25 protein-coding genes and 1 tRNA gene are annotated in these 24209 nt (G+C 67.2%); 17 read left to right on the forward strand and 9 right to left on the reverse strand.

Features of this window, described 5'->3' with window-relative positions:
- Position 1 precedes the first annotated feature (1 nt).
- The 3 genes from R5H29_RS21545 to R5H29_RS21555 all read right to left on the reverse strand — a co-directional run bounded on the left by R5H29_RS21545 (position 2) and on the right by R5H29_RS21555 (position 2196).
- Entirely contained in the window at positions 2-1108 is a 1107-nt protein-coding gene (locus R5H29_RS21545) for a polysaccharide biosynthesis/export family protein (RefSeq protein ID WP_332329809.1), read from the reverse strand.
- Between the two features lie 88 nt (positions 1109-1196).
- Positions 1197-1496, reverse strand: a complete 300-nt coding sequence (locus R5H29_RS21550) for a hypothetical protein (RefSeq protein ID WP_332329810.1) — start codon at positions 1494-1496, stop codon at positions 1197-1199.
- 109 nt (positions 1497-1605) lie between these two features.
- A complete protein-coding gene (locus tag R5H29_RS21555) occupies positions 1606-2196 on the reverse strand; it encodes a phosphatase PAP2 family protein (RefSeq protein ID WP_332329811.1) in 591 nt (196 codons plus the stop codon).
- A 109-nt stretch (positions 2197-2305) separates the two neighbouring features.
- On the opposite strand from R5H29_RS21555, the gene R5H29_RS21560 reads away from it, so the two are divergent.
- Positions 2306-2382: transfer RNA gene (locus tag R5H29_RS21560), tRNA-Arg, on the forward strand.
- A 332-nt stretch (positions 2383-2714) separates the two neighbouring features.
- Positions 2715-3179 (forward strand): GNAT family N-acetyltransferase, encoded by a 465-nt coding sequence (locus R5H29_RS21565; RefSeq protein WP_332329825.1) that lies wholly within the window; start codon positions 2715-2717, stop codon positions 3177-3179.
- Between the two features lie 107 nt (positions 3180-3286).
- Here the strand turns inward: R5H29_RS21565 and R5H29_RS21570 are convergent, their stop codons facing one another.
- Complete coding sequence (locus R5H29_RS21570; protein ID WP_021202849.1) at positions 3287-3646, reverse strand: response regulator; 360 nt, start codon at positions 3644-3646, stop codon at positions 3287-3289.
- Positions 3636-4799, reverse strand: coding sequence for a nitrogen regulation protein NR(II) (locus R5H29_RS21575; protein ID WP_407073566.1), 1164 nt, complete (start codon positions 4797-4799; stop codon positions 3636-3638). Before R5H29_RS21575 ends, R5H29_RS21570 begins: the two co-directional genes overlap by 11 nt.
- A gap of 151 nt (positions 4800-4950) precedes the next feature.
- On the opposite strand from R5H29_RS21575, the gene R5H29_RS21580 reads away from it, so the two are divergent.
- From R5H29_RS21580 to R5H29_RS21600, 5 genes are all read left to right on the forward strand, one after another.
- Complete coding sequence (locus R5H29_RS21580) at positions 4951-8058, forward strand: response regulator (protein ID WP_332329812.1); 3108 nt, start codon at positions 4951-4953, stop codon at positions 8056-8058.
- A complete protein-coding gene (locus R5H29_RS21585) occupies positions 8055-8879 on the forward strand; it encodes a protein-glutamate O-methyltransferase CheR (RefSeq protein WP_019661396.1) in 825 nt (274 codons plus the stop codon). The genes R5H29_RS21580 and R5H29_RS21585 overlap by 4 nt, the downstream gene beginning before the upstream one ends.
- Entirely contained in the window at positions 8879-9454 is a 576-nt protein-coding gene (locus R5H29_RS21590) for a chemotaxis protein CheB (RefSeq protein ID WP_019661397.1), read from the forward strand. The genes R5H29_RS21585 and R5H29_RS21590 overlap by 1 nt, the downstream gene beginning before the upstream one ends.
- The gene (locus tag R5H29_RS21595) at positions 9451-10584 is read left to right on the forward strand and encodes a hybrid sensor histidine kinase/response regulator (RefSeq protein WP_019661398.1); all 1134 of its coding nucleotides are present in this window, start codon (positions 9451-9453) and stop codon (positions 10582-10584) included. The genes R5H29_RS21590 and R5H29_RS21595 overlap by 4 nt, the downstream gene beginning before the upstream one ends.
- Positions 10585-10667: 83 nt before the next feature.
- A complete protein-coding gene (locus R5H29_RS21600; RefSeq protein ID WP_019661399.1) occupies positions 10668-11096 on the forward strand; it encodes a BLUF domain-containing protein in 429 nt (142 codons plus the stop codon).
- 9 nt (positions 11097-11105) lie between these two features.
- Here the strand turns inward: R5H29_RS21600 and R5H29_RS21605 are convergent, their stop codons facing one another.
- Positions 11106-11420 (reverse strand): metalloregulator ArsR/SmtB family transcription factor, encoded by a 315-nt coding sequence (locus tag R5H29_RS21605; protein ID WP_019661400.1) that lies wholly within the window; start codon positions 11418-11420, stop codon positions 11106-11108.
- Between the two features lie 85 nt (positions 11421-11505).
- Between R5H29_RS21605 and R5H29_RS21610 the strand changes: the two genes are divergently transcribed.
- The 3 genes from R5H29_RS21610 (at position 11506) to R5H29_RS21620 (ending at position 13471) form a co-directional block, all read left to right on the forward strand.
- Positions 11506-11943 (forward strand): YeeE/YedE family protein, encoded by a 438-nt coding sequence (locus R5H29_RS21610; protein ID WP_058982685.1) that lies wholly within the window; start codon positions 11506-11508, stop codon positions 11941-11943.
- The gene (locus tag R5H29_RS21615) at positions 11940-12353 is read left to right on the forward strand and encodes a DUF6691 family protein (RefSeq protein ID WP_332329813.1); all 414 of its coding nucleotides are present in this window, start codon (positions 11940-11942) and stop codon (positions 12351-12353) included. The genes R5H29_RS21610 and R5H29_RS21615 overlap by 4 nt, the downstream gene beginning before the upstream one ends.
- Positions 12354-12418: 65 nt before the next feature.
- On the forward strand, positions 12419-13471 hold the full coding sequence (locus tag R5H29_RS21620; protein WP_332329814.1) for a linear amide C-N hydrolase: 1053 nt from the start codon (positions 12419-12421) through the stop codon (positions 13469-13471).
- Here R5H29_RS21620 and R5H29_RS21625 read toward each other — a convergent pair.
- Positions 13468-14247 (reverse strand): DUF6491 family protein, encoded by a 780-nt coding sequence (locus R5H29_RS21625; protein ID WP_308305133.1) that lies wholly within the window; start codon positions 14245-14247, stop codon positions 13468-13470. The two genes, R5H29_RS21620 and R5H29_RS21625, sit on opposite strands and share 4 nt — an antisense overlap.
- Before the next feature lie 81 nt (positions 14248-14328).
- Between R5H29_RS21625 and R5H29_RS21630 the strand changes: the two genes are divergently transcribed.
- Together R5H29_RS21630 and R5H29_RS21635 are read left to right on the forward strand one after the other, a co-directional pair.
- Positions 14329-15024, forward strand: coding sequence for an AraC family transcriptional regulator (locus R5H29_RS21630; protein WP_180877147.1), 696 nt, complete (start codon positions 14329-14331; stop codon positions 15022-15024).
- Positions 15025-15190: 166 nt separating this feature from the next.
- Positions 15191-16141 (forward strand): DMT family transporter, encoded by a 951-nt coding sequence (locus tag R5H29_RS21635; protein WP_188249766.1) that lies wholly within the window; start codon positions 15191-15193, stop codon positions 16139-16141.
- 60 nt (positions 16142-16201) lie between these two features.
- Here the strand turns inward: R5H29_RS21635 and R5H29_RS21640 are convergent, their stop codons facing one another.
- Positions 16202-16471, reverse strand: a complete 270-nt coding sequence (locus tag R5H29_RS21640; protein ID WP_197575604.1) for a hypothetical protein — start codon at positions 16469-16471, stop codon at positions 16202-16204.
- Positions 16472-16498: 27 nt separating this feature from the next.
- On the opposite strand from R5H29_RS21640, the gene thrA reads away from it, so the two are divergent.
- From thrA to thrC, 3 genes are read left to right on the forward strand one after another with little or no spacing between them, the layout of a single operon-like run.
- A complete protein-coding gene (gene thrA / locus R5H29_RS21645) occupies positions 16499-19003 on the forward strand; it encodes a bifunctional aspartate kinase/homoserine dehydrogenase I (RefSeq protein WP_180877143.1) in 2505 nt (834 codons plus the stop codon).
- Complete coding sequence (locus R5H29_RS21650) at positions 19000-19914, forward strand: homoserine kinase (protein WP_332329815.1); 915 nt, start codon at positions 19000-19002, stop codon at positions 19912-19914. Before thrA ends, R5H29_RS21650 begins: the two co-directional genes overlap by 4 nt.
- Positions 19915-19943: 29 nt before the next feature.
- Complete coding sequence (thrC, locus tag R5H29_RS21655; RefSeq protein WP_332329816.1) at positions 19944-21233, forward strand: threonine synthase; 1290 nt, start codon at positions 19944-19946, stop codon at positions 21231-21233.
- A 129-nt stretch (positions 21234-21362) separates the two neighbouring features.
- Here thrC and R5H29_RS21660 read toward each other — a convergent pair whose 3' ends face one another.
- Positions 21363-22115 carry a Crp/Fnr family transcriptional regulator gene (locus tag R5H29_RS21660; protein ID WP_058982370.1) on the reverse strand — a complete coding sequence of 251 codons (753 nt, stop codon included), beginning with the start codon at positions 22113-22115 and terminating at the stop codon, positions 21363-21365.
- A gap of 126 nt (positions 22116-22241) precedes the next feature.
- Here R5H29_RS21660 and hisS point away from each other — a divergent pair, with 126 nt between their 5' ends.
- Both hisS and R5H29_RS21670 read left to right on the forward strand, forming a co-directional pair.
- A complete protein-coding gene (gene hisS, locus R5H29_RS21665; protein ID WP_019661411.1) occupies positions 22242-23636 on the forward strand; it encodes a histidine--tRNA ligase in 1395 nt (464 codons plus the stop codon).
- A gap of 262 nt (positions 23637-23898) precedes the next feature.
- The gene (locus tag R5H29_RS21670) at positions 23899-24207 is read left to right on the forward strand and encodes a YerC/YecD family TrpR-related protein (protein ID WP_005416326.1); all 309 of its coding nucleotides are present in this window, start codon (positions 23899-23901) and stop codon (positions 24205-24207) included.
- Positions 24208-24209: the final 2 nt, after the last annotated feature.

Raw genomic sequence — 24209 nt, forward strand, 5'->3', positions numbered from 1 at the left:
GTCACTTGTCCAGATCGTTGCGCGCGCTGGCGGCGTTGCTGATGATGGAGGTGAACGGCAGCAGCTGGTTCACGAACCGGCTCCAGCGGGTCACGCCAGCGGCGCCGACGAATACGACATCGCCGGGCTGCAGGTCGAACTGGCTGGCTACGGCAAATGCAGCGGGTGACTTCGCTTCCAGGTGGAATACCTGCGACGGCGTAGTCTGCAGGTCGTTCGAGCCTCGGATCACGTAGACAGCGTTGCCGTTGGAGGTGGTCTGCAACAGGCCGCGCGCTCGGCCAAGTGCCTGGCTCAGGGAAATCTCGCCGGTCTTGAAGTTCAGTGCACCGGGTTGATTGACCTCGCCAACCACGAATACTTCCTTGTGGTCGAGATAGGGCACGTAGATGTGATCGCCGGACTTGAGGAACACATTGGTGTCACCACCGCCGCTGCGACCCAGCCGATCGAGATCGATGGTGTAGGTGGTGCCATCACGTGTCAGGCGAATGCCGGACAGATCGGCCTGTGCCGGATCAAGGCCTGCCTGGCTGATGGCATCGCCCATCGTCAGCGGCGTTACCGTCAGCGGAACGGTGGCAGCCTGGCGCGAGGCGCCGGTGACCCAGACGCGCTGGCTGGCATAGGTCAACATGGAGACGTCCACCTGCGGCGCTTCGATGTAGCGTGCCAGCTTGGTGGAGATCTCTTCGCGCAGTTCGCCGGGCGTCTTGCCCGTTGCGGTGATCTTGCCGATGTAGGGATAGAACAGCGTTCCGTCGGACTGCACGAGGCGGCCTGCGGCGTTCAGCTGCTGCTGCGGGCCCGCTGGCACGGTCAGTTCGGGGTGATCCCATACCGTGATATAGAGAATGTCGCCGGCACCGATGCGGTAGGGGCCTGGCTGATACTGGGTCAGGGCAGCGGGCAGCGCCGCGACGTCGCGGGTGGCGCGCTCCATGGCGATCAACTTGGGCGTGATCGGAATCAGTTCGATCTGGTCGTTGCCAATGGGCTGATCATCGCGAGCGAAGGTGCTCGAGCGAAGATGCTGGCCTGGCGCCCACATGCAGCCGGTCAGGGTGAGTGCCACCGTCATTGTGGCTACGAAACGCTTGCAGTCCATCGAAATCTGTTCCTGGCCCGATCGGGCATGAAAAAGCCCTCGCCGAACGTCGCCCGGCGAGGGCGGGGTTACTGCTTCGGCGGACCGATCAGTTGGTGCCGGTGGTGCCCGTCGTACCGGTGGTGCCGGTCGGCGGGTTGGTGGTGCCGGTACCGCCGTTGTTGCCCGCGTCGTCCTTGCTGCTGTCCGCAGCAACGCTGTACAGCACGCCAGCAGCGGCAATGCCCAGGCCCACGGTAGCGACGGTGGTCAGGGTGCCGGTGGCGGCAGCGCCAGCAGCTTCAGCACCAGCAACTTCGGCGCTGGTTTCGGCGGCGACAGGAGCTTCCTGGGCGAACACCGGCGAGGACAGGCCCAGCAGGGCCAGGGCGGCAATCATCTTCTTCATCTACGGGGTCTCCTACTCCGTGAGGGAAATTTTTCCACCGCTATGTTGGCTGCTATTCATTTGCTCTGTCAAGGAACGTGAAGGAATTGTGCGGTCGCGTTGGCAGTTCTCAGAAATGCTGGAAGATCTCGGCCCTGCCAGAGATGAGCTTTGCCAACGCGATGACGAGTTGGTGCGTGTGGACATCAGGCAAGGCGAGGGGCAGGACCATTCCCGCGAGTACGGCAGCAGCGGCTGCCACTGCGTTAGGGCGAGACGAGGGGCCCGCGGTGTGCATTGCCCACGTGCTGCAGCCCAGTCCAAGCATCAGCCCGGCAATGACCTCCGAAAGGCTATGCGCATGCAACGGAATCCGTGACCAGGCAATGGCCGTGGCCAGTAGCACGCCGATTGCCAAGCCGATCGCTCGTGCGCGCTTGCCGGGCCCCGCCAGCAGCGCGCCAACGACCGGATAGATGACGCTGGACATCGCGGCATGCCCGGAGACGCCGGTGAAGTGCATGCTCTTGATGCCAATCCCCCAGCCCATGAAGGCGAGCTTCGAAGCAAGCGTGATGCCGGCGGTGACGGCGATGGCCAGCAGCCATCGCCATTTCAGGCGTGCGTCTGCGCGGGGGAGGGTGAACAGCAGCACCAGGGCCATGGGCAGCAGCCATCGGCTGTCGCCGAGGGCGGAAAGGGTTCGCCAGGCGTCGGACATCCAGTTCACAACGGGTCGCGGCGGGCCAGCATATCGGGTCCGGGCGATTCGCAGAACGACACGCGCTTGGTCCATTCAGCCAGACGAGGTATCCTTCTCCGCTGCCAATGGCCCCGTAGCTCAGCTGGATAGAGCGTCCCCCTCCTAAGGGGAAGGTCGCCCGTTCGAATCGGGCCGGGGTCACCATCTGCTACAGCCGCATGGCAACCGCTCGCCGGACGGCAGCGGCAGGCAGTCCTCCCCAGACAGCCCAGCGCCGCCGCCGCGCAGGCCATGACGCGAATCCACGTGGGCGTGGCTGCCGGTCACGCGCCCGATCAGTCGCGAAGACACCCGCTTCAGAGGGCGGGGCAACGGGAAACGCGCCGAGGCCTTTGAACACGCGAAACCGGGCTGGGCTGGGTGCGGCGGCACACGGGGCGTGATGGCGGCGCGTCTGGAATCTATTGCCCTATGGCAGATCCCAAATGCGGCCGCGCAGCGTGTAGGCCTGGCGCAGATGACGCACCATGAACGCCATGAGCCCCCAGCTTCGCCCCGTCCAGCCGTCGCACTACGCCATCGTGGCCAACTGGCCTGAATCAGCCGAGGCGACCCGGCGCTGGGCAGGCCCCGGTGTGCCGTTTCCCCTGCTGCCGGAACGGTTCGCGCAGGTGCTCGAACTCGGGTCGCGCCCAGGCTGGGCGCTGCTGGACGGGCAGGGTACCTGCGTTGGATTCGGCCAATACTGGATGACTGACGCCCGCACCGCACATCTGGGCCGCATCATCGTTTCCCCGCTGGCACGCGGGCGCGGCCTTGGCCGGCTGCTCATGCAGGCATTGAGTGCACAGGCCCTGGGCCAAGCGGATGTGCAGCAGCTCACCCTGCGCGTCTATCGTGACAACACGGCTGCCGTGGCGCTGTACCGGGACCTCGGTTTCCAGCAGGTTGAAGCGTTCTCGACCCCCGACCTTCTGTTCATGCAGCGCACCTCGGGCTGAACGCTGCTCCGGCGTGGCGGCCTTCAGGGCACACCATTGCCCGCAGGATAATTGCAAGCCGATGGGGCGTCAGGGATGAGGGCCGTCGAGCGCTGGACCGGCCTTCCTCAATCCTGCTTCAGCAGCTCCACCAGCTGGCGCAAACGATACGGCTTGGGCAGGAATTCCACCTGATCGGGCAGTGGCGGCAGCTGCGAGCGCGCGTATCCGGATGAGAGGATCATCCGCGCCTGCGGCTGTTCGCGCGCCACATGCTCGCTCAGCTCGATACCGGACATGCCGTTGGGCATGCTGACATCGCTGAACACCACGTCGAAGCGTGCGTCGCCTTTCAGCAACGCGGCAGCTTCATGGCCGTCGGCGGTGGTGGATACCTCGATGCCGAAATCGCGCAGGGCCATGCCGATCATCTCGCGCAGATCGTTCTGGTCCTCCACCATCAGTACGCGGATCGGTTCATCGGTCATCGGTTGCATCCTCTGTTGCGGGGAGTAGCAGGCTGACCGTGGTGCCGACACCGGGGGTGGTGGACACATCGACGAAGCCGCCGCTCTGGGTAGTGAATCCGAACACCTGGCTCAGGCCCAGGCCGCTGCCCTTGCCGATGTCCTTGGTGGTGAAGAAGGGCTCGCTGGCCCGCTCGGCGATGTCGGCGGCCATGCCGTGGCCTTCGTCGCAGACGCTGAGGGTGACATAGCCGCGTTGCAGCGTGGTGTCCGCATCCGGGTCGAGGCGATGTTCCAGTGCGGTGCCGATCAGGATGCGGCCGCCATCGGCGGTGGCCTCCACGGCATTGGCCACCAGGTTTGCCAGGGCGGTCTGCAATTGCATCGCATCGGTGCTCACCTGCGGCAGGCCGGGGGTGAGATGGGCATCCAGCGTCACCGTGGGCGGGCAGGCGCGTTGCAGGTCCGGCAGCCACTGCCGCACCAGCGTATTGATGTCCACCGGTTCGCGGATCAGGGTCTGGCCGGTGCTGAAGGCCAGCAGCTGGCGGGTCAGCAGCGCGCCACGGTCAGTGGCCGCCTGCGCGGCATCCAGCAGCTCGGCCGCGCGTGCATCGTCACCGCTGACGCGCAGCGACAGCAGGTCCAGCGCGTTGCCGATGGTGGTCAGCAGGTTGTTGAACTCGTGCGACAGGCCGCGGCTGAGCCGGCCGACCGTTTCGAACTGCTGGGTATTGCGCAGCGCACGCTGGGCATCACGCAGCAGCCGTTGCGCCTGCCACTGCTCGGTGATGTCACGGGTGATCTTGACGAAGCCGAGCAGTTCGCCCGCTTCGACGACCGGCTCGATGACCACGCTGGCGCGGAACGACGAGCCATCACGGCGTACCCGCCAGCCCTCGCTGGCGACATGCCCTTGTTGCGCTGCGACGCGGAGCAGGCGCTGCGGTTCGCCGGCCTCGCGGTCGCTGGCCAGGTAGAAGCGGCTGAAGTGGGTTCCCACCACTTCGTCGGCTGAATAGCCTTTGATGCGTTCGGCGCCGGGGTTCCAGCTGCAGACGATGCCTTCAGGATCAAGCAGGTACAGCGCATGATCGCGCACGCTGTCGATCAGCAGTCGCAGTTGTCGGGAAGGGTCCGTCAGCACGGACGTCGTAGAGGCAGCTGCGTCCACGTGTAAATAAGTGTTACCCCTGTGAGGGACGTGAAGCTAGGCATTCAAGTGTGAAGGATGCGTGCACACCTGACACGTGCCATTTGTCCTGTGCGGCTGAATGCGACACGGAGTACCATCTTCCACCCTTTGCCTTCTGGAACCGACCTGCATGCGTCCTGGTGCGACTACGCGTGACCGCTGGATCTGGATGACGTCCGCTGTGCTGCTGGCCGCGACCATCGCGTTGGAACTGGTCGTCCCGCTCGGCTATGCCGTATGGCTGGCCTACTTCCTGGCTGTTGGCGTCACGGTGTTCCAGCGCAGCGCGCGGGCGCCGTTCGTGGTGGCCCTGCTGTCCTGCCTCCTGCTGGTCATCGGCTTCAACGTCGCGCCCGCCAGTTCCAACTCGGCGTTCTCCTTCGTCAACCGGACCATTGGCGGCTGTGCCTTCCTGATGATCGCACTGATCGTCTCGCGCGCGATCCAGGCCCGGCGCCAGGCCATGCGCGCGCTCTGGCTGCAGGAAGCCGAGAACGCGGTGGCGACGAGCCTTCGCGGTGACCTGGGGCCGGAACAGATCGCCGAGGCTGCAGCGACAAGCCTGGCCGCGCAGCTCGGCGCGGAGGTAGGTGCGGTCTACCGACTGGAAGGCGGGCGGTTGCAGCTGACCGGTGGCATCGCCTTGCCTGCGGGAACGCCAGCGTCGCTGGCCCTTCACGAAGGGCTGGCCGGGCAGGTCGCTCGTGATGAACGCATCCGCCACCTGCACGGCGATGATGCCGCCGTGCTTGAACTGCAGACCAGCCTCGGCCGGTTGCCGGTGCGCGAGCGCATCCTGGCGCCGATCAGCAGCGATGGCGCGGTGGTCGGGGTCATCGAGCTGGGTCGCGCCAAGGTGGGCGAACTGCGTGACCTGGATCGCGAACTTCTGGAGCGCTGTGCGGAGACCGTCGGCATGGCGCTGCGCGCATCGCTGCTGCGTGCGCAGCTGGTGGTGCTGCTGGAAGAGTCGCAGCGCCAGGGTGAAGAGCTGCAGGCCCAGCAGGAAGAGCTGCGCGTGGCCAACGAAGAACTGGAAGAGCAGAGCCGCAGCCTGCTCCAGTCGCAGAGCCACCTGGAAGAACAGCAGGCCGAGCTGGAACAGAGCAACGTGCAGCTGGAAGAGCGCACCCACGAGCTGGAGGCGCAGAAGCAGGCGCTGCTGGTGGCGCAGAGCCAGCTGGTGCGCAACAGCAACGAGCTGGCCGCGACCTCGCGCTACAAGTCCGAGTTCCTGGCCAACATGTCGCATGAGCTGCGCACGCCGCTGAACAGCTCGCTGATCCTGGCCAAGCTGCTGGCCGACAACAAGGATGGCACGCTCACCGAGGAGCAGGTGAAGTACGCGCGTGCGATCCTCTCGTCCAACAACGACCTGCTGGCGCTGATCAACGACATCCTGGACCTGTCGCGCATCGAGGCCGGCCACGTCGAACTGTCCGATGAAGTGGTGGTGGTCGAGAGCGCGCTGCAGCGCCTGCGCGAGACCTTCGAACCGATGGCGCGGCAGAAGGGCCTGGCGTTGCAGATCGAAGCCGACGCGCTGGCACCGACCCAGCTGGTGGTCGACAGCCAGCGGCTGCAGCAGATCCTGAAGAACCTGCTGGCCAACGCAGTGAAGTTCACCGAGCATGGAAAGGTCAGCCTGCACGTGCGTGCCGGCGGTAACGGCCGCATCCGGTTCGAGGTCTGCGACACCGGCATCGGCATTGCCCGCGAGCAGCTGGACGTCATCTTTGAAGCCTTCCGCCAGGCCGACGGCAGCACCCGCCGTCGCTACGGCGGTACCGGGCTGGGCCTGTCGATCTCGCGCGATCTGGCTGAGCGCATGGGCGGTGGCATCCAGGTCGACAGTGAGCCCGGACGCGGCAGCTGCTTCATCCTGGAGCTGCCGTTGCAGGGTGCGCCCGCCGCGAGCGCGGCTGACGCTGCCGAGGGTCCCTTGGCAGCGCCGCCGGCGGCACCGGCCGTGCTGCCAGCCGCGCCTGTGCGCGTTGCGAGCGCGGCAGCGCCGGTCACTGCGACGGCCGGCGTGGCCGACGACCGTGGTCGCCGGCAGCGCGCCGGTCGCCTGATCCTGGCGGTGGAGGACGATGCCACGTTCGCCGAAGCGCTGGTGGCCCTGGCCCATGAACTGGACTTCGACTGTGTGGTGGCGGGCACGGCGGAAGAGGCACTGGCCCTGGCCAGCGAACTGCGCCCGAATGGCATCCTGCTCGACATCGGCCTGCCCGATGTGTCCGGGCTGAGCGTGCTGGAGCGGCTGAAGCGCAACCCGGATACCCGCCATATCCCGGTGCATGTGGTCTCGGCCACGGATCGCAGCCAGGTGGCGCGCGAGCTGGGCGCGATCGGGTTTGCGATCAAGCCGACCACGCGCGAGCGGCTGGTGACGGCCATCGAGCAGCTGGAACAGACCAGCCAACGCGACGTGCGGCGGCTGCTGATCGTCGAGGACGACAGCGAGCTGCGCCGCAACCTGGAACTGCTGCTGGGCCGCGACCAGCTGCAGATCGTCGCGGTGGGCACCCTGGCCGGCGCATTGGAACAGCTCAGCACGGTCACGTTCGACTGCATGGTGATGGACCTGTCGCTGCCCGACGGCAGTGGCTACGACCTGCTCGAGCACATGGCCAGCAACGACGATGTCGGTTTCCCGCCGGTGATCGTCTACACCGGTCGCGCGCTCAGCCGCGAGGAAGAGCAGCGCCTGCGTCGCTATTCCAAGAGCATCATCATCAAGGGCGCACGTTCGCCCGAGCGCCTGCTGGACGAGGTCACCCTGTTCCTGCACAGCGTGGAGGCCAGCCTGCCGACCGACCAGCAGCGCCTGCTGCGCGAGGCGCGCCGTCGCGATACTGTGCTCGACGGTCGGACGGTGCTGCTGGCCGAGGACGACGTGCGCAACATCTTCGCACTGTCCAGTGTGCTTGAACCGCTGGGCGTGACCCTGGAGATCGCGCGCAATGGCCAGGAAGCGGTGGATCGCCTGGCCGAGCGCGAGGTCGACCTGGTGCTGATGGACATCATGATGCCGGAGAAGGATGGGCTGGCCGCAATGCGGGAGATCCGCGCGCAACGCCACCTGCAGGACCTGCCGATCATCGCGCTGACCGCCAAGGCCATGCCGGACGATCGTGAGCGCTGCCTGCAGGCCGGTGCCAACGACTACATCGCCAAGCCCATCGACGTCGACAAGCTGGTATCGCTGTGCCGGGTCTGGTGCTCGCGGCAATGAACGAGCAGGCCCTGTTCGACCTGGAGCTGAAGGTGCTGCTGGAAGCGTTGTACCAGCGCTACCACTACGATTTCCGCAGTTACGCGGTGTCGTCGCTGCGCCGACGGATCCGCCAGGCCATGCAGCGTTATGAGTGCGGGCGGCTGGCCGATCTGCAGCACCGCCTGCTGCACGAGCCGGACCTGTTCGCGCAGGCGATGCAGTTCTTCACCGTGCAGGTCTCGGAGATGTTCCGTGACCCGGCCTATTTCCGTGAGCTGCGCGAGCAGGTAGTGCCGGTACTGCGCACCTATCCGTCGGTGAAGCTGTGGGTGGCCGGTTGCAGTACGGGCGAAGAAGTCTGGTCGCTGGCGATCCTGTTGCACGAGGAAGGCCTGCTCGAGCGCAGCATCGTCTACGCCACCGACATCAATCCAGCGGCGCTGGCCACCGCGGAAGCCGGGGCCTATGGCATCGACCGGATGGCGCAGTTCAGCCGCAACTATCTGGCGGCCGGTGGCGCCGCGTCGCTGTCCGATTACTACGCCACGGCTTACGATGGCGCGGTGTTCGATCGGCAGCTGCGCCGCAACGTGGTGTTTGCCGACCACAGCCTGGCCACCGACACGGTGTTCTCCGAAGTACACCTGGTGTCGTGCCGCAACGTGCTGATCTATTTCAACCGCGACCTGCAGGACCGCGCGGTGGGCCTGTTCCGTGAAGCGCTGGTGCACCGCGGCTTCCTGGGCCTGGGCAGCAAGGAGTCGCTGCAGTTCGGGTGCCACCACGATGCGTTCGAGGTCTGTTCGCGCGAGCATCGCCTGTACCGGAAGGTGGCCTGATGGCCACGCCGACACCCCCGGCCGTACTGGTGATCGGGGCTTCGGCCGGTGGCGTCGCGGCCCTGCAGGCGGTGCTCGGCGCGCTGCCCGCGACGCTGCCGGTGCCGGTGCTGGCGGTGCTGCACCTGCCACGCGATCGCAGCAGCCGCATCGCCGAAGTGCTGGCACCGTACTGCGCGCTGCCGGTGCGCGAGGCCGAAGACAAGCAGCCGTTGCTGCGTGGCACGGTGACCTTCGCGCCGCCGGATTACCACCTGCTGGTGGAAGACGCCGGCTCGCTGGCGCTGTCGGTGGACGCGCCGGTGCTGTTCTCGCGCCCGGCCATCGATCCGCTGTTCGAATCGGCAGCGGCCGTATTCGGCGACCAGGTGCTGGCCCTGCTGCTGACCGGCGCCAGCAGCGATGGCAGTGAAGGGGTGGCCGCAGTGCGCGGCGCCGGTGGTCGAGCCTGGCTGCAATGTCCCGAGGAGGCCGAGGCATCGATGATGCCGGCCTCCGCCCTGCAGCACGCTGGTGCCGATGCCGTGCTGCCCCTTGAACTGATGTGTCGTCGCCTGAAGGAGCTGTTTGCATGAACCTGTTGCCGCCGGACCCTGCGCAGTCGCAGTCCCCGGTCAACCTGCTGATCGTCGACGACGTGCCGCAGAATCTGGTGGCCATGCAGGCGCTGTTGCAGCGCGAGGGCGTGAACCTGCTGCTGGCCGGTTCGGGCGCGGAGGCGCTGGAGCTGCTGCTGGAGCACGAGGTGGCGCTGGCGTTGCTCGATGTGCACATGCCCGAGATCGATGGCTTCACCCTGGCCGAACTGATGCGCGGCTCGCATCGCAGCCGCACGGTGCCGATCATCTTCCTGACCGCCTCGCCGGACGATCCGCTGCGTGCGTTCAAGGGCTACGAAACCGGTGCGGTGGATTTCCTGCACAAGCCGGTGGCACCACAGGTCATCCTGAGCAAGGTCAACGTCTTCATCGAGCTGTACCAGCAGCGCCAGCTGCTGAAGGCCCGCAACGAGGCGCTCGAGCGGGCGCTGAAGCTCAACGAGACGATGGCCGCCGTGTTGACCCACGATCTGCGCACGCCGTTGTCGGCGATCCTGTTGTGTGCCGACAAGCTGGCGCTGGAGCTTCCGGCGAACAACAGCAGCGCGCAGCAGACACTGGCGCATCTGGAGGCCAGTACCCTGCGCATGGCGCGGATGGTCGAGCAGTTGCTGGACTTTTCGCGGATCCGCAGTGGTGGCCTGCGGCTGCAGGCTACCGCCTGCGACCTGCGTGAGGTCACCCGTGCGGTGATCGCCGAAGCGGGCAGTGCCCACGGTCAGGAGCGCATTCGTTTCGACGCCGTCGGCGACACGCGCCTGCAAGGCGACATGGACCGCCTGGGCCAGATCGCAGCAAACCTGGTGGGCAATGCGTTGACGCATGGCAGCGAGGCACACGTGCAGCTGGATGGCAACGATGCCCGCGCGGTGGTGCTGCGGGTGAGCAATGCCGGCCATATTGATGACGCGCTGTTGCCGCGCTTGTTCGAGCCGTTCAAGGCCAGTTTCCACCAGAGCAAGGGACTGGGGCTGGGCCTGTACATCGTGGATCAGTTCGTGCGCGCGCACGGCGGCCGGATCGCGGCGCGCAACGAGGCAGGCCAGGTCGTGTTCGAGGCCGTGCTGCCGCGGCGGTGGGACGGGGCGGGCGCCATCGCAACCTGAATTCTTCAGGGAACGGGCGGGCGTATTGAGACGGGCTCGTCCGCAACTGCTACCGTGCGTTCACACCCAGCCAAGGAAGCACCATGCCATTGCGCGCCATCGCCTACATCAGCCGGGCGCTGCCGGAGCTCTCCAGCCAACGCCTGCAGGCGCTGGTCGAAGACGCTGCGCGTTTCAACAAGATGGCGGGGGTGACCGGAGTGCTGCTGCACGATGGCAATCGTTTCCTGCAGTACATCGAGGGGCCGCCGGATGGCATCGACTCGGTGTATGAGCGCATTCTCCAGGCCGGCAGTCACATCGACATCATCGAGCTGGCGCGAGGCCGCCTCGGCCAGCGCCAGTTTCCCTACTGGTCGATGCGGGCGTTGCCGGTGGAGGCAGCGCTGCTGCGCCAGTTGTCATCCAGCGACTGGGCCGGTTTCAGCCGGGCGCTGGAGGGGGATCGCGCGGCGCCGACACCGGTCGACCTGCTGGACACGGTGGTGCAGCCGGCGCTGCATGCCGGCTGACATTCAACCTCACGCCCGGCCGCAGTAGGCAGCGTGCAGGGCCTGCAGCACACCCAGCGCAGGCCCTTCGACCACCCGATAGTGGATCGCCTGTGCCTCGCGCCGGGTCGCCACGATCTTCATCGCGCGCAGTACCGCCAGGTGCTGGGACAGCGCCGACGCGCTCAGCCCGGTAAGCGCCTGCAGCTCCGCTACTGCCGCCTCGCCTTCGACCAGGCGGCACAACACCCGCAACCGGGCGGGGTGGGCCAGGCCTTTGAGCAGCGTGGCTGCCTCTGAAGCGTGTTCGGCCATGGCTGCGCCGTCGGGCAGGGACCGGACCATGTTGACTCCTTTGTTTAGGATGATCTAATTTAGAGTAGTCTAAATTAAGGAGCAATTCCATGTGCGGTGGCGAAGAGGGTGGGGCATGAACCTGCCCTGGGGTGCGGTCACCGGCGGCGCCTTGATCGGTGCCGCTGCGGTGCTGTTGCTGGCCAGCATCGGGCGCGTGGCGGGCATCAGCGGCATCGCCGCGGGCAGCCTGCGGGCAGCCGAAGGCGAGCGTGGCTGGCGCTGGGCATTCCTGGCCGGCCTGCTGGCATCGGCGGGGCTGGTGCTGTGGTGGCAGTCGGTGCCCGCGGCATCGCCGCGCGCACTGCTGCGTGATGCATTGCCGGCCTGGCAGTTGGTCGGCGCCGGCCTGCTGGTCGGCTTCGGCACCCGCTTGGGCAGCGGCTGTACCAGTGGCCACGGCGTGTGTGGCCTGGCGCGCGGTTCGAAGCGATCGTCGCTGGCGGTGCTGTTATTCATGGCGTTCGCGATGCTGACGACCTTCCTGGTCCGGCACGGTGGAGCCCTGGCATGAGTCGTCCGAGGGCTGCTGCCGCTGTAGCGGGTGCGCTGTTCGGCGCAGGCCTGGCCCTTTCCGGCATGACCGATGCGCGTCGCGTGCTCGGCTTCCTTGATGTCACCGGGGATTTCGATCCCACCCTGCTATGGGTGCTGGGGGCGGCGCTGCTGGTCAGTGCGGCCGGCCAGCGCTGGGCGCTGCGGCGCGCGCGGCCGTGGTTCGCGATGCGCTTCCAGTTGCCCACCGCGCGCGATGTCGATACGCGTCTACTGCTGGGTGCCGCACTGTTCGGTATCGGCTGGGGATGGGCCGGCTACTGCCCGGGCCCGGCCATCGCGGGGCTGGCGGCGGCATCGCGCGAGGCGCTGTGGTTCGTGCCTGCCATGGTCCTGGGCTTCTGGGCGCACGATTGGTTCGCGCGCTGAGGCTTCACTCCGGTGTCACCCTGGATCGGATCAGATCATGCATCACGGGGAAAGGAGCGTAGTGCATGGCACGGATGAACTGGAAAGGAAAGGTGATGCTGGCCGTGGCGTTGGCGTCCGCGATCACGCCGGCACTGGCCTGCACGCGTGCGGTGTACCTGGGTGACAACGGCGATGTGATCACCGCGCGCTCGATGGACTGGAAGGTCGATGTGGCGACCAACCTCTACATACTGCCGCGCGGCATTGCGCGCACCGGCCAGGCCGGCCCGAAGTCGCTGGCGTGGACCGCGCGCTACGGCAGCGTGGTGGCCACCGGCTACGACGTGTCGACCACCGACGGCATGAACGAAAAGGGCCTGGTGGCCAACCTGCTGTGGCTGGTCGAATCGGAGTATCCGCAGAAGCGTGGCAACAAGCCGGGCCTGGCGATTTCGCTGTGGGCGCAGTATGTGCTGGACAATTTCGCTACCGTTGAAGAGGCGGTCACCGCGTTGAAGCGCGAGCCGTACTCGATCGTCACCGACAAGGTGCCCGGCGAAGACCGCCAGGCGACGCTGCACCTGTCGCTGTCCGATGCCAGCGGCGACAGCGCGATCGTCGAATACATCGGCGGTCGCCAGGTGATCCATCATGACCGGCGCTACCAGGTGATGACCAACTCGCCGATCTTCGAGCACCAGCTGGCGCTGAACAGCTATTGGCAGCAGATCGGTGGCACGGTGATGCTGCCCGGCACCAACCGTTCCGCCGACCGCTTCGCCCGCGCCTCGTTCTACATCAATGCCATTCCCAAGGCCGAAGACCCGGTGATGGCGTTGGCCAGCGTGTTCAGCGTGATCCGCAATGCATCGGTGCCGTATGGCATCACCACGCCAGGCGAGCCGAACATTTCTTCCACGCGCTGGCGCACCGTAGCCGACCACAAGCGGCGGTTGTACTTCTTCGAGTCGGCGTTGACCCCGAACACCTTCTGGGTTGATCTGAACAAGGTCGACTTCGGCGGCCAGGTCCTCAAGCTGGACCTCGGCAAGGACCAGCGCAACACCTTTGCCGGCGATGCGCTGGGCCAGTTCGTACCCAGCGCACCGTTCACCTTCCTCGGCGTCGACGGTTAGTTCGACGCCTGGCTGGAAGCCGGATAGACCGCCTGGATCGTGCAGCCGCCGTGGGTGTACTGCGGCAGCGGCGCCAGTGCATCGTTGCGCAGGTCACCCTTCTCGAATCCGGCGGTAAGGATGCGATCGCCCGGATTGCCACAGATCAGGCCGTTCTGCATCCCGGAGTGGAAGCTCAGCTGTGGCGCACGGTCGAGCTGGCGGCAGTGGCTGCCAAGCTCCACGCGATAGTAGCGGTGACCACCATTGCGATGCGGATTGGTCTCCACCAGCATGCCCTGCGGGTCGGACGACCACGCGCGCACGTTGCGCGTGGCAAAGCAGTACGACGGCGAACCACCGAAACTGCGGCGGATGTCCCTGCGCTCGCGGATGGTCAGGGCGGGCAGGGTGGCCATGCGCAGGCGGTCGCTGTCGCGGGCCACGTTGGCGTAGTCGCGATCCTGCACGGGGGTCACCGCGCTGATCGCGCAGCTGCGGCCATCGACCACCACACGCTCGCTGGGGCGACCGCAGGCCCAGCCAGCGGGCGCCTCAAGTTTCAGCGTGGTGGCACCGCGGACGCCGGGGCACTCCTCGCTGAAGTCGATCCGATAAGCCTGGCCCGAGGCGGCTCGCAGGGCGATTGAACGCGGTGACGCCTGCTCCACTTCCTGGACGCCGACCGCGTCCATGCAGTGCGGCGCCGGTGGGGTACGTTCCTGAGCGGAGGCCGGGGCGGTGAGCGCCAGGCCGAGGCTGGTGGCAAGCACCAGGGACAGCTGCTGATGGGTCATGACCTGCACTCCCTGCGTTGGATGACGGACCGACTATAGCAGCGGTTTGCACGGCCGTTGTTACACGCGCACACTGCCCGGATGGGCGCCATCTTCCATCTGCGGCACTACGGGCAGGCCACCGGCCTGGACCGCCATGACTACGCGCAGTGGGTTCTGCCGCTGCAGGGCGAGCTGCAGTTCGAGATGGAAGGGCGCGGCGGTCGGCTGGACCTGCTGCAGGGGGCATTTGTTGCTGCCGGCGAAGCGCATGACCAGATGGCGGACGGCCCCAATGGTTTCGTGATCGTTGATTGTCCTCCAGGCGTGCTGGATGACGGCACGCAGGAGCATCTGTGCCGGCAGCGCTGGCTGCATCTGCCGCTGGCGTTGCGCCGGCGCCTGGCCGACGTGCAGACAGGGCAGCCGATGCCGGCGCTGCTGCCGCAGCTGCTGCAGGTGTTTGCACCGGCGGGCAGTGGCGCGCGCATGCAGGGCCTGTGTGCGGCGGTCCAGGCCGATCCCGGCCGGGCCTGGCCGGTTGCCCGGATGGCCGGATTTGTCGGTGTCAGCGAGAGCCGGTTGCACGCATTGTTCCAGCGCGAGTTCGGGCTGAGCCCGCAGGCCTGGCTCAGCGCGTGCCGGCTGCGCTGGGCCAAGCACCAGCTTCGCACCAGTACGGCGCCGATCAGCGATATCGCGCTGGCCGCAGGCTATTCCGAGCAGAGCGCACTGACTCGTGCGCTGCGCCGCGAGTGTGGCCAGACCCCGGCTGCGTGGCGCAGGAGCGCCGGCTGATCTATAGAGCCGAGCCCACGCTCGGCTGCCCTTATCTGCACAGCGGCCAATCGCAGCCGAGCAGTGGCTCGGCTCTACAGAGATGACAAGGCAATAGCCTGGGTCAAGAGCCCCTACCGGCCAGCACTTACACTGCGCGGCCCGTTCTCTCCCCCGAAGAACCCGAATGCGCAACAACCCGATGGCCCTGGGCATCGCCAATGGCGTTGCCGCCGGCGCACTGTGGGGCGTGGTTTTCCTCGCGCCCGCCGTGCTGCAGTCGTTCAACGCCCTGCAACTGTCGGCCGGTCGCTATCTGGTCTACGGCCTGATCGCCGTAGCCCTGCTGCTGCCGCGATGGAAGCGGCTGGCGCCGCGGCTGGGCCGTGCCGAATGGATCGGCCTGCTGTGGCTGAGCCTGGCAGGCAACCTGGTCTATTTCCTGCTGCTGGCCGTGGCGGTGCAGTGGGCTGGTGGCGCTGCAGCCTCCTTGATTGTCGGCCTGATCCCGGTGGTGGTCACCCTCGTTGGCGTGCGCGAGCAGGGGGCGGTGCCGCTGAGGCAGCTGCTGCCGGCGCTGGGCCTGTGCGTGCTCGGCGTGGGACTGGTTGGCTGGGAAGCGCTGATGTCCGAGCACCTGGCCACCCCGTGGCGGCAGCGCCTGATCGGCCTGCTGTGCGCGTTCGGCGCGCTGTTCTCGTGGGCGTTGTACTCGATCGGCAACAGCCGCTGGCTGGCGCGCCGACCGGATCTGTCCAGCCACGACTGGTCGCTGCTGACCGGCGTGACGACTGGCGGCCTGGCCCTGCTGCTGGTGCCGATGGCCTTCATCGGTCACACCGGCAGCCATTCGGCGGCGCAGTGGAGTGGCTTCTGGGCGATCAGCGCCGGTGTGGCAGTGGTGGCCTCGATCCTCGGCAACGCATTCTGGAACCGCGCCAGCCGCCTGCTGCCGCTGACCCTGACTGGCCAGATGATCGTGTTCGAAACGCTGTTCGCACTGCTGTATGCCTTCGCCTGGCAACAGCGTTGGCCGTCGCTGCTGGAAGCGCTGGCCATCGTGTTGCTGATGGCCGGCGTGATGCTGTGCGCGCATGCCCATCGCACGCCGCGGGCGATCGCCGAACATGCCGGCTGAATCCGGTCGACAAGCGTGCTGATGCGCGCTTGGTCTCAGTTGCAACCAAATGTACGCACGTTAGCCGATGATCGCGGCAGTGGTCTTTTGCGGTGCAACACTTGACAGCAGGCCCATGCGCAGTGTTTTCTGTGCGCCATGGTCCTTGATGCCGCCCACGCCAGCCTGATCGCCCCCGCCACTGCGGGCCGTTCGACTGCGCCGGTCGCCACCACCACCATTACCACCACCACCGTCACCACTGCCCTGGTGCGGCCCGTCGTCTTCGTGTAACTCCCGAAAACCACGGCCCCGCACCATCCAGGTGGCGGGGAAACTCGACACCTGCATGCGACGGGGCCTCCTGCCGAGGTCTGCATGTCTTCCCACGCCCCCGCCCATCCCGTTGCCCCGGCCGATCTGGCTGCGCCGTCCACTGTCGTGCACAAGTTCGGCGGCACCTCGGTGGCCGATGCCGAACGCTATCGCCATGTTGCCGGCCTGCTGCTGGCCCGCCCCGAACCGCTGCAGGTCACTGTCGTCTCGGCGATGAAGGGCGTCACTGACGCGCTGATTGATCTGGCGCAGCTGGCGGCCAAGGGCGACGAAGGTTGGCGCGAGGCGTGGCATGCCCTGCGCGCGCGCCATCGCGGCGCCGCCGTGGCGCTGCTGGGCGAGCAGGTCGGCGAGACGGTCGAATGGATCGACGCCCGCTTCGATCAGCTGGCCGAAGTGCTGGCGGCGCTGGCGGTGATCGGCGAGCTGCCGCGCGAAGTGCTCGACCGTGTGCAGGGCCTGGGCGAAGTGTTTTCCGCACAGCTGCTCGGCAGCCACCTGCGTGCCCTGGGCGAAGACTGTGCGGTACTCGATGCACGCGACGTGCTGGTGGTCGGGCATGGCGAACTGGGTGTGGATGTCGACTGGGAGTCCAGCGCGGACCGCCTGGCCAAGTGGCGCCTGCGGCATCCGCAGATGCGCCTGGTCGCCACCGGTTTCGTTGCCCGTGACCGCCATGACCGCATCACCACGCTAGGCCGCAACGGCAGCGACTATTCCGGCGCGATCTTCGCCGCGTTGTTCAATGCCGATGAACTGCACATCTGGACCGACGTCGACGGCGTGCTGTCGGCCGACCCGCGGCTGGTGCCCGAGGCGGTGCAGCTGGAGTCACTGAGCTACGACGAGGCCTGCGAGCTGGCTTATTTCGGCGCCAAGGTGGTGCACCCGCAGACGATGTCGCCGGCCATCCGCCTCGGCCTGCCGATCTTCATCCGCAATACCTTCCAGCCGGCGCATCCGGGGACGCGCATCAGCGCCGAGCGCTCGCCGCGCGGGCCGGTGAAGGGCCTGACCCTGAGCCCCGGCTTGGCCCTGTTGAACCTGGAGGGCACCGGCCTGATCGGCGTGCCCGGTACCGCCGAGCGCGTGTTCGCGGCGCTGCGCCAGGCGCAGGTGTCGGTGGTGATGATCTCGCAGGGTTCGTCAGAGCATTCGATCTGCTGCGTGGTTCGCGCCGCCGAAGCGGCGCGTGGCCGTGAGGCACTGCTGCATGCGTTCGCGCATGAACTGTCGGTAGGGCAGGTGCAGCGCGTGCAGGTCAGCGAGGGCGTCAGCGTGCTGGCGGCAGTGGGCGACGGTATGGCCGGCCAGCCCGGTGTGGCGGCGCGCCTGTTCGAGGCGCTGGGACGCGCGCAGGTGAACATCCTGGCGATCGCGCAGGGCTCGTCGGAGCGCAATATTTCTGTGGCGGTGGACAGTGCCGATGCCACCCGCGCATTGCGGGCCGCACATGCGGGCTTCTGGCTGTCGCCGCAGACGTTCGCGGTCGGTGTGATCGGGCCGGGCAACGTCGGCGCGGCACTGCTGGACCAGCTGCTGGCGGCCCGCCCGCAGCTGCTGGCCAAGGCCAATGTGGATCTTCGCCTGCGCGCGCTGGCCTCGCGTTCGCGCATGCGGCTGGAAGTGGATGGCCTGCACGCCGATTGGCGGGAGGCATTGCAGGACGCGGGCGAGCCCAGCGACCTGGATCGCTTCACCGAACACCTGCTGGCCGCGCACCTGCCGCATGCGGTGGTGATCGACTGCAGTGGCAGCGCCGAGGTGGCCGAGCGCTACGAGGGCTGGCTGGCAGCCGGCATCCACGTGGTGACCCCGAACAAGCAAGCCGGTGCTGGCCCACTGCCGCGCTACCAGCGCATCCGCGCTGCTGCGGCGGCCAGTGGTGCGCGCTTCCGCTACGAAGCCACGGTGGGCGCGGGCCTGCCGGTGATCACCACGCTGCGTGATCTGGTCGATACGGGCGACGAGGTGCTGGCGATCGAAGGCATCTTCTCCGGCACGCTGGCCTGGCTGTTCAACCGCTTCGATGGCAGCCAGCCGTTCTCGCAGCTGGTCGCGCAGGCGCGGTCGATGGGCTACACCGAGCCGGACCCGCGTGATGATCTTTCGGGCGTGGACGTGGCGCGCAAGCTGGTGATCCTCGCCCGCGAGGCCGGCCACGCGCTCAGCCTGGAACAGGTACAGGTGGAAAGCCTGGTGCCGGCGCTGCTGCGCGACGGCAGCGTGGATGACTTCATGGCGCGGCTGGGCGAGTCCGATGCCAGCCTGTTGCAGCGGTTGCAGGACGCGCGGGCGCGTGGCGCGGTGCTGCGCTACGTGGCACAGCTGGGCGCTGACGGTGCCTCGGTGGGCCTGCAGGAACTGCCCGCCGACCACGCCTTCGCCAACCTTCGGTTGACCGACAACGTGGTGCAGTTCCGTACCCGTCGCTACTGCGACAACCCGTTGGTGGTGCAGGGTCCGGGTGCGGGTCCGGAGGTGACGGCAGCGGGTGTGTTCGCGGACCTGCTGCGGGTCGCCGCCGGTGAAGGAGCGCGGCTGTGATCGCACGTGCGTTCGCGCCTGCCTCGGTGGCCAACGTGGCAGTGGGCTTCGACATTCTCGGCCATGCCATTGCCGGTATCGGCGATACCGTGAGCGTGCGCCGCATCGACGAGCCTGCGGTGCGCATCGATGCGATCCGTGGCAGTGCTGTCGCGCTGCCACTGGACGCAGCCGGCAACACCGCCGGGGCTGCGCTGATGTCGCTGCGCGAAGGCCTGGGCCTGGATATCGGTTTCGCAGTCGAGATCGACAAGGGCATCCCGTTCGGTTCCGGCATGGGCGGTTCGGCAGCGTCGAGTGTCGCGGCGCTGGTCGCCGCCAATGCGCTGCTGGATGCGCCGCTGACGCGCGAGGCGCTGTATCCATTTGCGCTGGATGGCGAGGCGGTGGCCAGTGGTGGCCGTCACGGTGACAACGTAGGGCCATTGCTGCTGGGCGGGCTTGCACTGTGTACGGCCGACCGCCTGCTGCCAATTCCTGTGCCGGCGGCCTGGCACAGCCTGCTGGTGCATCCGCACGCGGTGCTGGAAACACGCCGTGCGCGCCAGGTGCTGCAGGGCAGCTACGCGCTGGGTGAATTCGTGGCACAGAGTGCGAACCTTGCGCTGGTACTCAGTGGCTGCCATCGCAGCGACGCCGCGCTGGTCCGCGCAGGCCTGCGTGATGTGCTGGTGGAGCCTCGCCGCGCCGGCCTGATTGCGGGCTTCGAGGCCGCACGCGATGCGGCGCTGTCTGCGCATGCGATGGGCGCGGGCATTTCGGGCGCTGGCCCCAGCGTGTTCGCCTGGTTCGAGGACGCCGACCAGGCCCGCGCCGCTGCCGCACCGGTGCAGGCGGCATTCGCCGCCGCCGGTTTCGACAGCGATGCCTGGGTGTCGCCGCTGGATGCACCGGGAGCCCGCTTGTGCTGAATCCTTCCCCTTTACTGGATACCCAACCCATGCAATTTGTTTCGACCCGGGGTCAGTCCCCGGCCGTTGGCCTCAGTGCGGCGATCGCTGCAGGGTTGGCGCCCGATGGTGGGCTGTATGTTCCGCAGGTGCTGCCGGCGCCACGTGAGCTGCAGGCCGGCGCAACGCTGGCCGATACCGCCGCCGATCTGCTGGCACCGTTCTTCGCAGGTGATGCTCTGGAGGCAGCGCTGCCTTCGATCTGCCGCGAGGCGTTCGACTTCCCGGTGCCACTGCGTGCACTCGGCGGCGGTGACCATGTGCTGGAGCTGTTCCATGGGCCGACGGCGGCGTTCAAGGATATCGGTGCGCGCTTCCTGGCCGGTACGCTGTCGCGGCTGCAGGCCGGCAAGGACCGTGATCTGACCATCGTCGTCGCCACCTCCGGCGATACCGGCGCCGCCGTTGCCGCGGCCTTCCATCGCCAGCCCGGCGTACGCGTGGTGGTGCTGTATCCGGATGGCCGCGTGTCACCGCGGCAGGCGCATCAGCTCGGTTGTTTCGGCGACAACATCCAGGCGCTGCGCGTGGCCGGCGCGTTCGACGATTGCCAGGCGATGGTCAAGCAGGCACTGGCTGACCGCGAACTGCAGGCGCAGGTGCCGCTGAGTTCGGCCAACAGCATCAGCCTCGGCCGCCTGCTGCCGCAGATGAGTTATTACGCGCATGCGGCGTTGTCCCATTACGCGACGCATCGTCGCCGGCTCAACCTGGTGGTGCCGACCGGCAACCTTGGCAATGCGATGGCGGCCGTGCTGGCGCGCGCGCTGGGCGTGCCGATCGGGCAGATCGTGCTGGCCACCAATGCCAATGCGGTACTGCCGGCGTACTTCAACGGTGGCGACTACCAGCCGCAGGCCAGTGTGGCCACGGTTGCCAACGCAATGGATGTGGGGGCGCCAAGCAACTTCGAACGCCTGCGCTGGCTCTATCACGGTGATGATGCCGGGCTGCGCGCTGCCTTCCGCGCGTTCTCGGTGGATGACGTGACCATCCGCGCGACGATTGCGGCAGCGCATGCCAGCAGCGCCGAGCTGTTCTGCCCGCACACGGCCACGGCGGTGAAGGTGCTGCAGGGCCTGCGTGCGCGTGGTGCCAAGGGTGACTGGGCGGTGGTGGCTACCGCCCATCCGGCCAAGTTCGAGGCTGTGGTCGAACCGTTGATCGGCGAACCCGTGGCCGTGCCGCCTGCATTGGATGCGTTGCTGCAGCGGCCGGCGCACGCGGAACCGTTGGCTGCGGAGTATGCGGCGTTGCGTGAGGTGTTGGCTCCCATGTAGAGCCGAGCCATGCTCGGCTGCTGTTCGCGCACGGCGCGATGAGTCGAGCATGGCTCGACTCTACAATGCCCTTCGCGCAACACGGGTAGTGCCGGCCGCTGGCCGGCAACCCAGCCAACCGCGATGCGGTCAGATCAACCCTTCACCGGCCAGCGTGCGCAGTCCATCCTCATCGAGGATCTCCACCACGTTCAAATGGGGCAGGGCAATCAATCCCTGCTGGCGCAGCTTGGTGAAGGTGCGGCTGACCGTTTCCATGGTCAGGCCCAGGTGGTCGGCGATATCGCCACGCCCCATCGGCAGCGATACGCGCAGGCCGTCACCACCCAGCCTGGCCTCGCGCGCGGCCAGGCGCAGCAGGAAATCAGCCAGCTTCTCTGCCGGCTGCAGGCGTGCCAGCGCCAGTGCAGCGTCCTGCGCGGCATCCAGTTCCTGGCAGGCACGCTGCAGCAGCTTGCGCTCCAGGTGCGGGAAGCGGCTGCGCAGCGCCTTCATCTGCGGCAACGCGACGCGGCATACGCGGCTGTCGGCGATGGCTTCGATGTCGTAGCGGTGATGGTCGCTGCCACTCAGTCCGAGGTAGTCGCCGGGAAGCACGAAACCGTTGATCTGGCGGCGGCCGTCGGCCAGGGTGCGTACCAGTCGCAGTGCGCCAGCGGTCAATGTATAGACATGGTCGCGCTCTTCGCCGGTGCGGGCCAGGGTACTGCCCATGCTGACCTGCTGGGAAACGGTGACCTGTTCCAGTGCCTGCACTTCATCGGGCGACAGCGCCGAGCACACCGCAAGGTGGCGAACCGAGCAGTGCAGGCAGTCCAGCGTGTTGCAGGACGGCGAGGCGGGATCGTTGGTGGCGGGCGGAGCGCCGGAAGGCCGTGACATGTTGCGGGGGCGTATCGCGGGCGGGGAGGGCCTTATGATACTTCAAGCGGCCGTTCGACCCTGCCCGAGGCGGGGGCGCTAGAATGTCGCCCCCTCCCACGTCCCGTTCCAGCAGGAGTTCCGCCCGTGATCAAGCCCCGTACCCCGCCCGGCACCCTTGAACTGTTGCCGCGCGAACAGATTGCGTTCCAGCGAATGCTGGACGTGATCCGTCGCAACTACGAGCGCTTCGGGTTCCTGCCGGTGGAGACGCCGGTGTTCGAGCTGTCCGACGTGCTGCTGACCAAGTCCGGTGGCGAGACCGAGCGCCAGGTGTATTTCGTGCAGTCCACCGGTGCGCTGGCCAACGCCGCCGAATCGGGTGACCGTTCGCTGCCGGAAATGGCGCTGCGCTTCGACCTGACCGTGCCGCTGGCGCGGTACGTGGCCGAGCACGAACACGAACTCACCTTCCCGTTCCGTCGCTACCAGATGCAGCGCGTGTACCGCGGCGAGCGTGCCCAGCGCGGCCGTTTCCGTGAGTTCTACCAGTGCGACATCGACGTGATCGGCAAGGACAGCCTGAGCGTTCGCTACGATGCCGAAGTGCTGGCGGTCATCCACGCCGTGTTCTCGGAACTGCGCATCGGTGACTTCAACATCCAGCTGAACAACCGCAAGCTGATGCGCGGCTTCTTCGAAAGCCTGGGCGTGGCCGAAGGCGAGCGCCAACTGGCGGTGCTGCGTGAAGTGGACAAGCTGGACAAGCGCGGCGCCGATTACGTGCGCGAGACGCTGGTGGGCGAGGGCTTCAACATCCCGGGCGAGCAGGTCGAGAAGATCCTGGCATTCGTGGCCGTGCGTTCGCAGGGGCATGCCGATGCACTGGCGCAGCTGGCCACGCTTGAAGCCAACGCCGGTTCTTCGGAGATCCTGCGCACTGGCGTGGCCGAACTGCGCGAGGTGCTGCAGCTGGTGCAGGCGCTGGGCGTGCCGGAAACCGCATACTGCCTGAACTTCTCCATTGCGCGCGGCCTGGACTACTACACCGGCACCGTCTACGAGACCACGCTGACCGACCACCCGCAGATCGGCTCGATCTGCTCGGGCGGCCGCTACGAGGACCTGGCCAGCCACTACAGCAAGTCGAAGCTGCCGGGCGTGGGCATTTCCATCGGCCTGTCGCGCCTGTTCTGGCAGCTGCGCGAGGCTGGCCTGATCGATGGCATCGAGGCCAGCAGCGTGCAGGCGCTGGTGGCGCTGATGGACGAGCAGGGCATGCCGCAGTCGCTGGACATCGCGCGTCGCCTGCGCGCCGGTGGCATCAACACCGAAGTGCAGATGGAGCCGAAGAAGATCGGCAAGCAGTTCCAGTACGCGGCCAAGGCGGGCATCCGCTTCGTGGTGCTGGCCGGTGAAGACGAGCTGGCGCGCGGCGTGGTGGCGGTGAAGGACCTGGTGCGCGAACAGCAGTTCGAAGTCTCCCGCGACGAGCTGGCCAGCACCCTGCAGGTCGAGCTGGAGCAGTCGAAGGTGATGTAACGGGCGGTTGGCCGCGCGCCACCACGCCACGAAAACGCCCGCCACCCGGTGGGCGTTTTTTTTGCCATTGCCTGGGATCAGGGCGGTTTTCCTCCAGAAACGGATCCGCCCCCGCCAACCCTCAGCAACCTGGCATTTGACCTTGCTTCGCATGCAGCTGGCGCAGGGGCAGCGCCGCCCAGCCTCCCCCAGATTTGACGCGCTGCGCAAGAATGCGCTAATGTACTAACGCGCTATTACATTGATGCATGGAAACAGCCCCGTGAAAGCCCGCCCCGAGATTGCCGCCAAAGACCCCAAGGCCGACCTGGAAGCCCTGGCCCGGGCCTTTGCCGCCCTGCGCGAGCCGGAGCAGGTGGAAGCCTTCCTGCGCGACCTGTGCACTCCGGCCGAGCTGGAAGCCATGGCCGACCGCTGGAAGGTGGTGCCGCTGCTGCAGCAGGGCGTGCCGTACCGCGAGATCCACGAGCGCACCGGCGTCAGCGTGACCACCACCGGACGGGTGGCGCGCACGCTCGAGCATGGCCATCGAGGCTATGCCGCCGCCATCGACCGCCTTGCTTCGCGCTGATC

This window comes from Stenotrophomonas sp. A3_2 (assembly GCF_036624925.1).
In the GTDB taxonomy this organism is placed as follows: Bacteria; Pseudomonadota; Gammaproteobacteria; order Xanthomonadales; family Xanthomonadaceae; genus Stenotrophomonas; species Stenotrophomonas hibiscicola.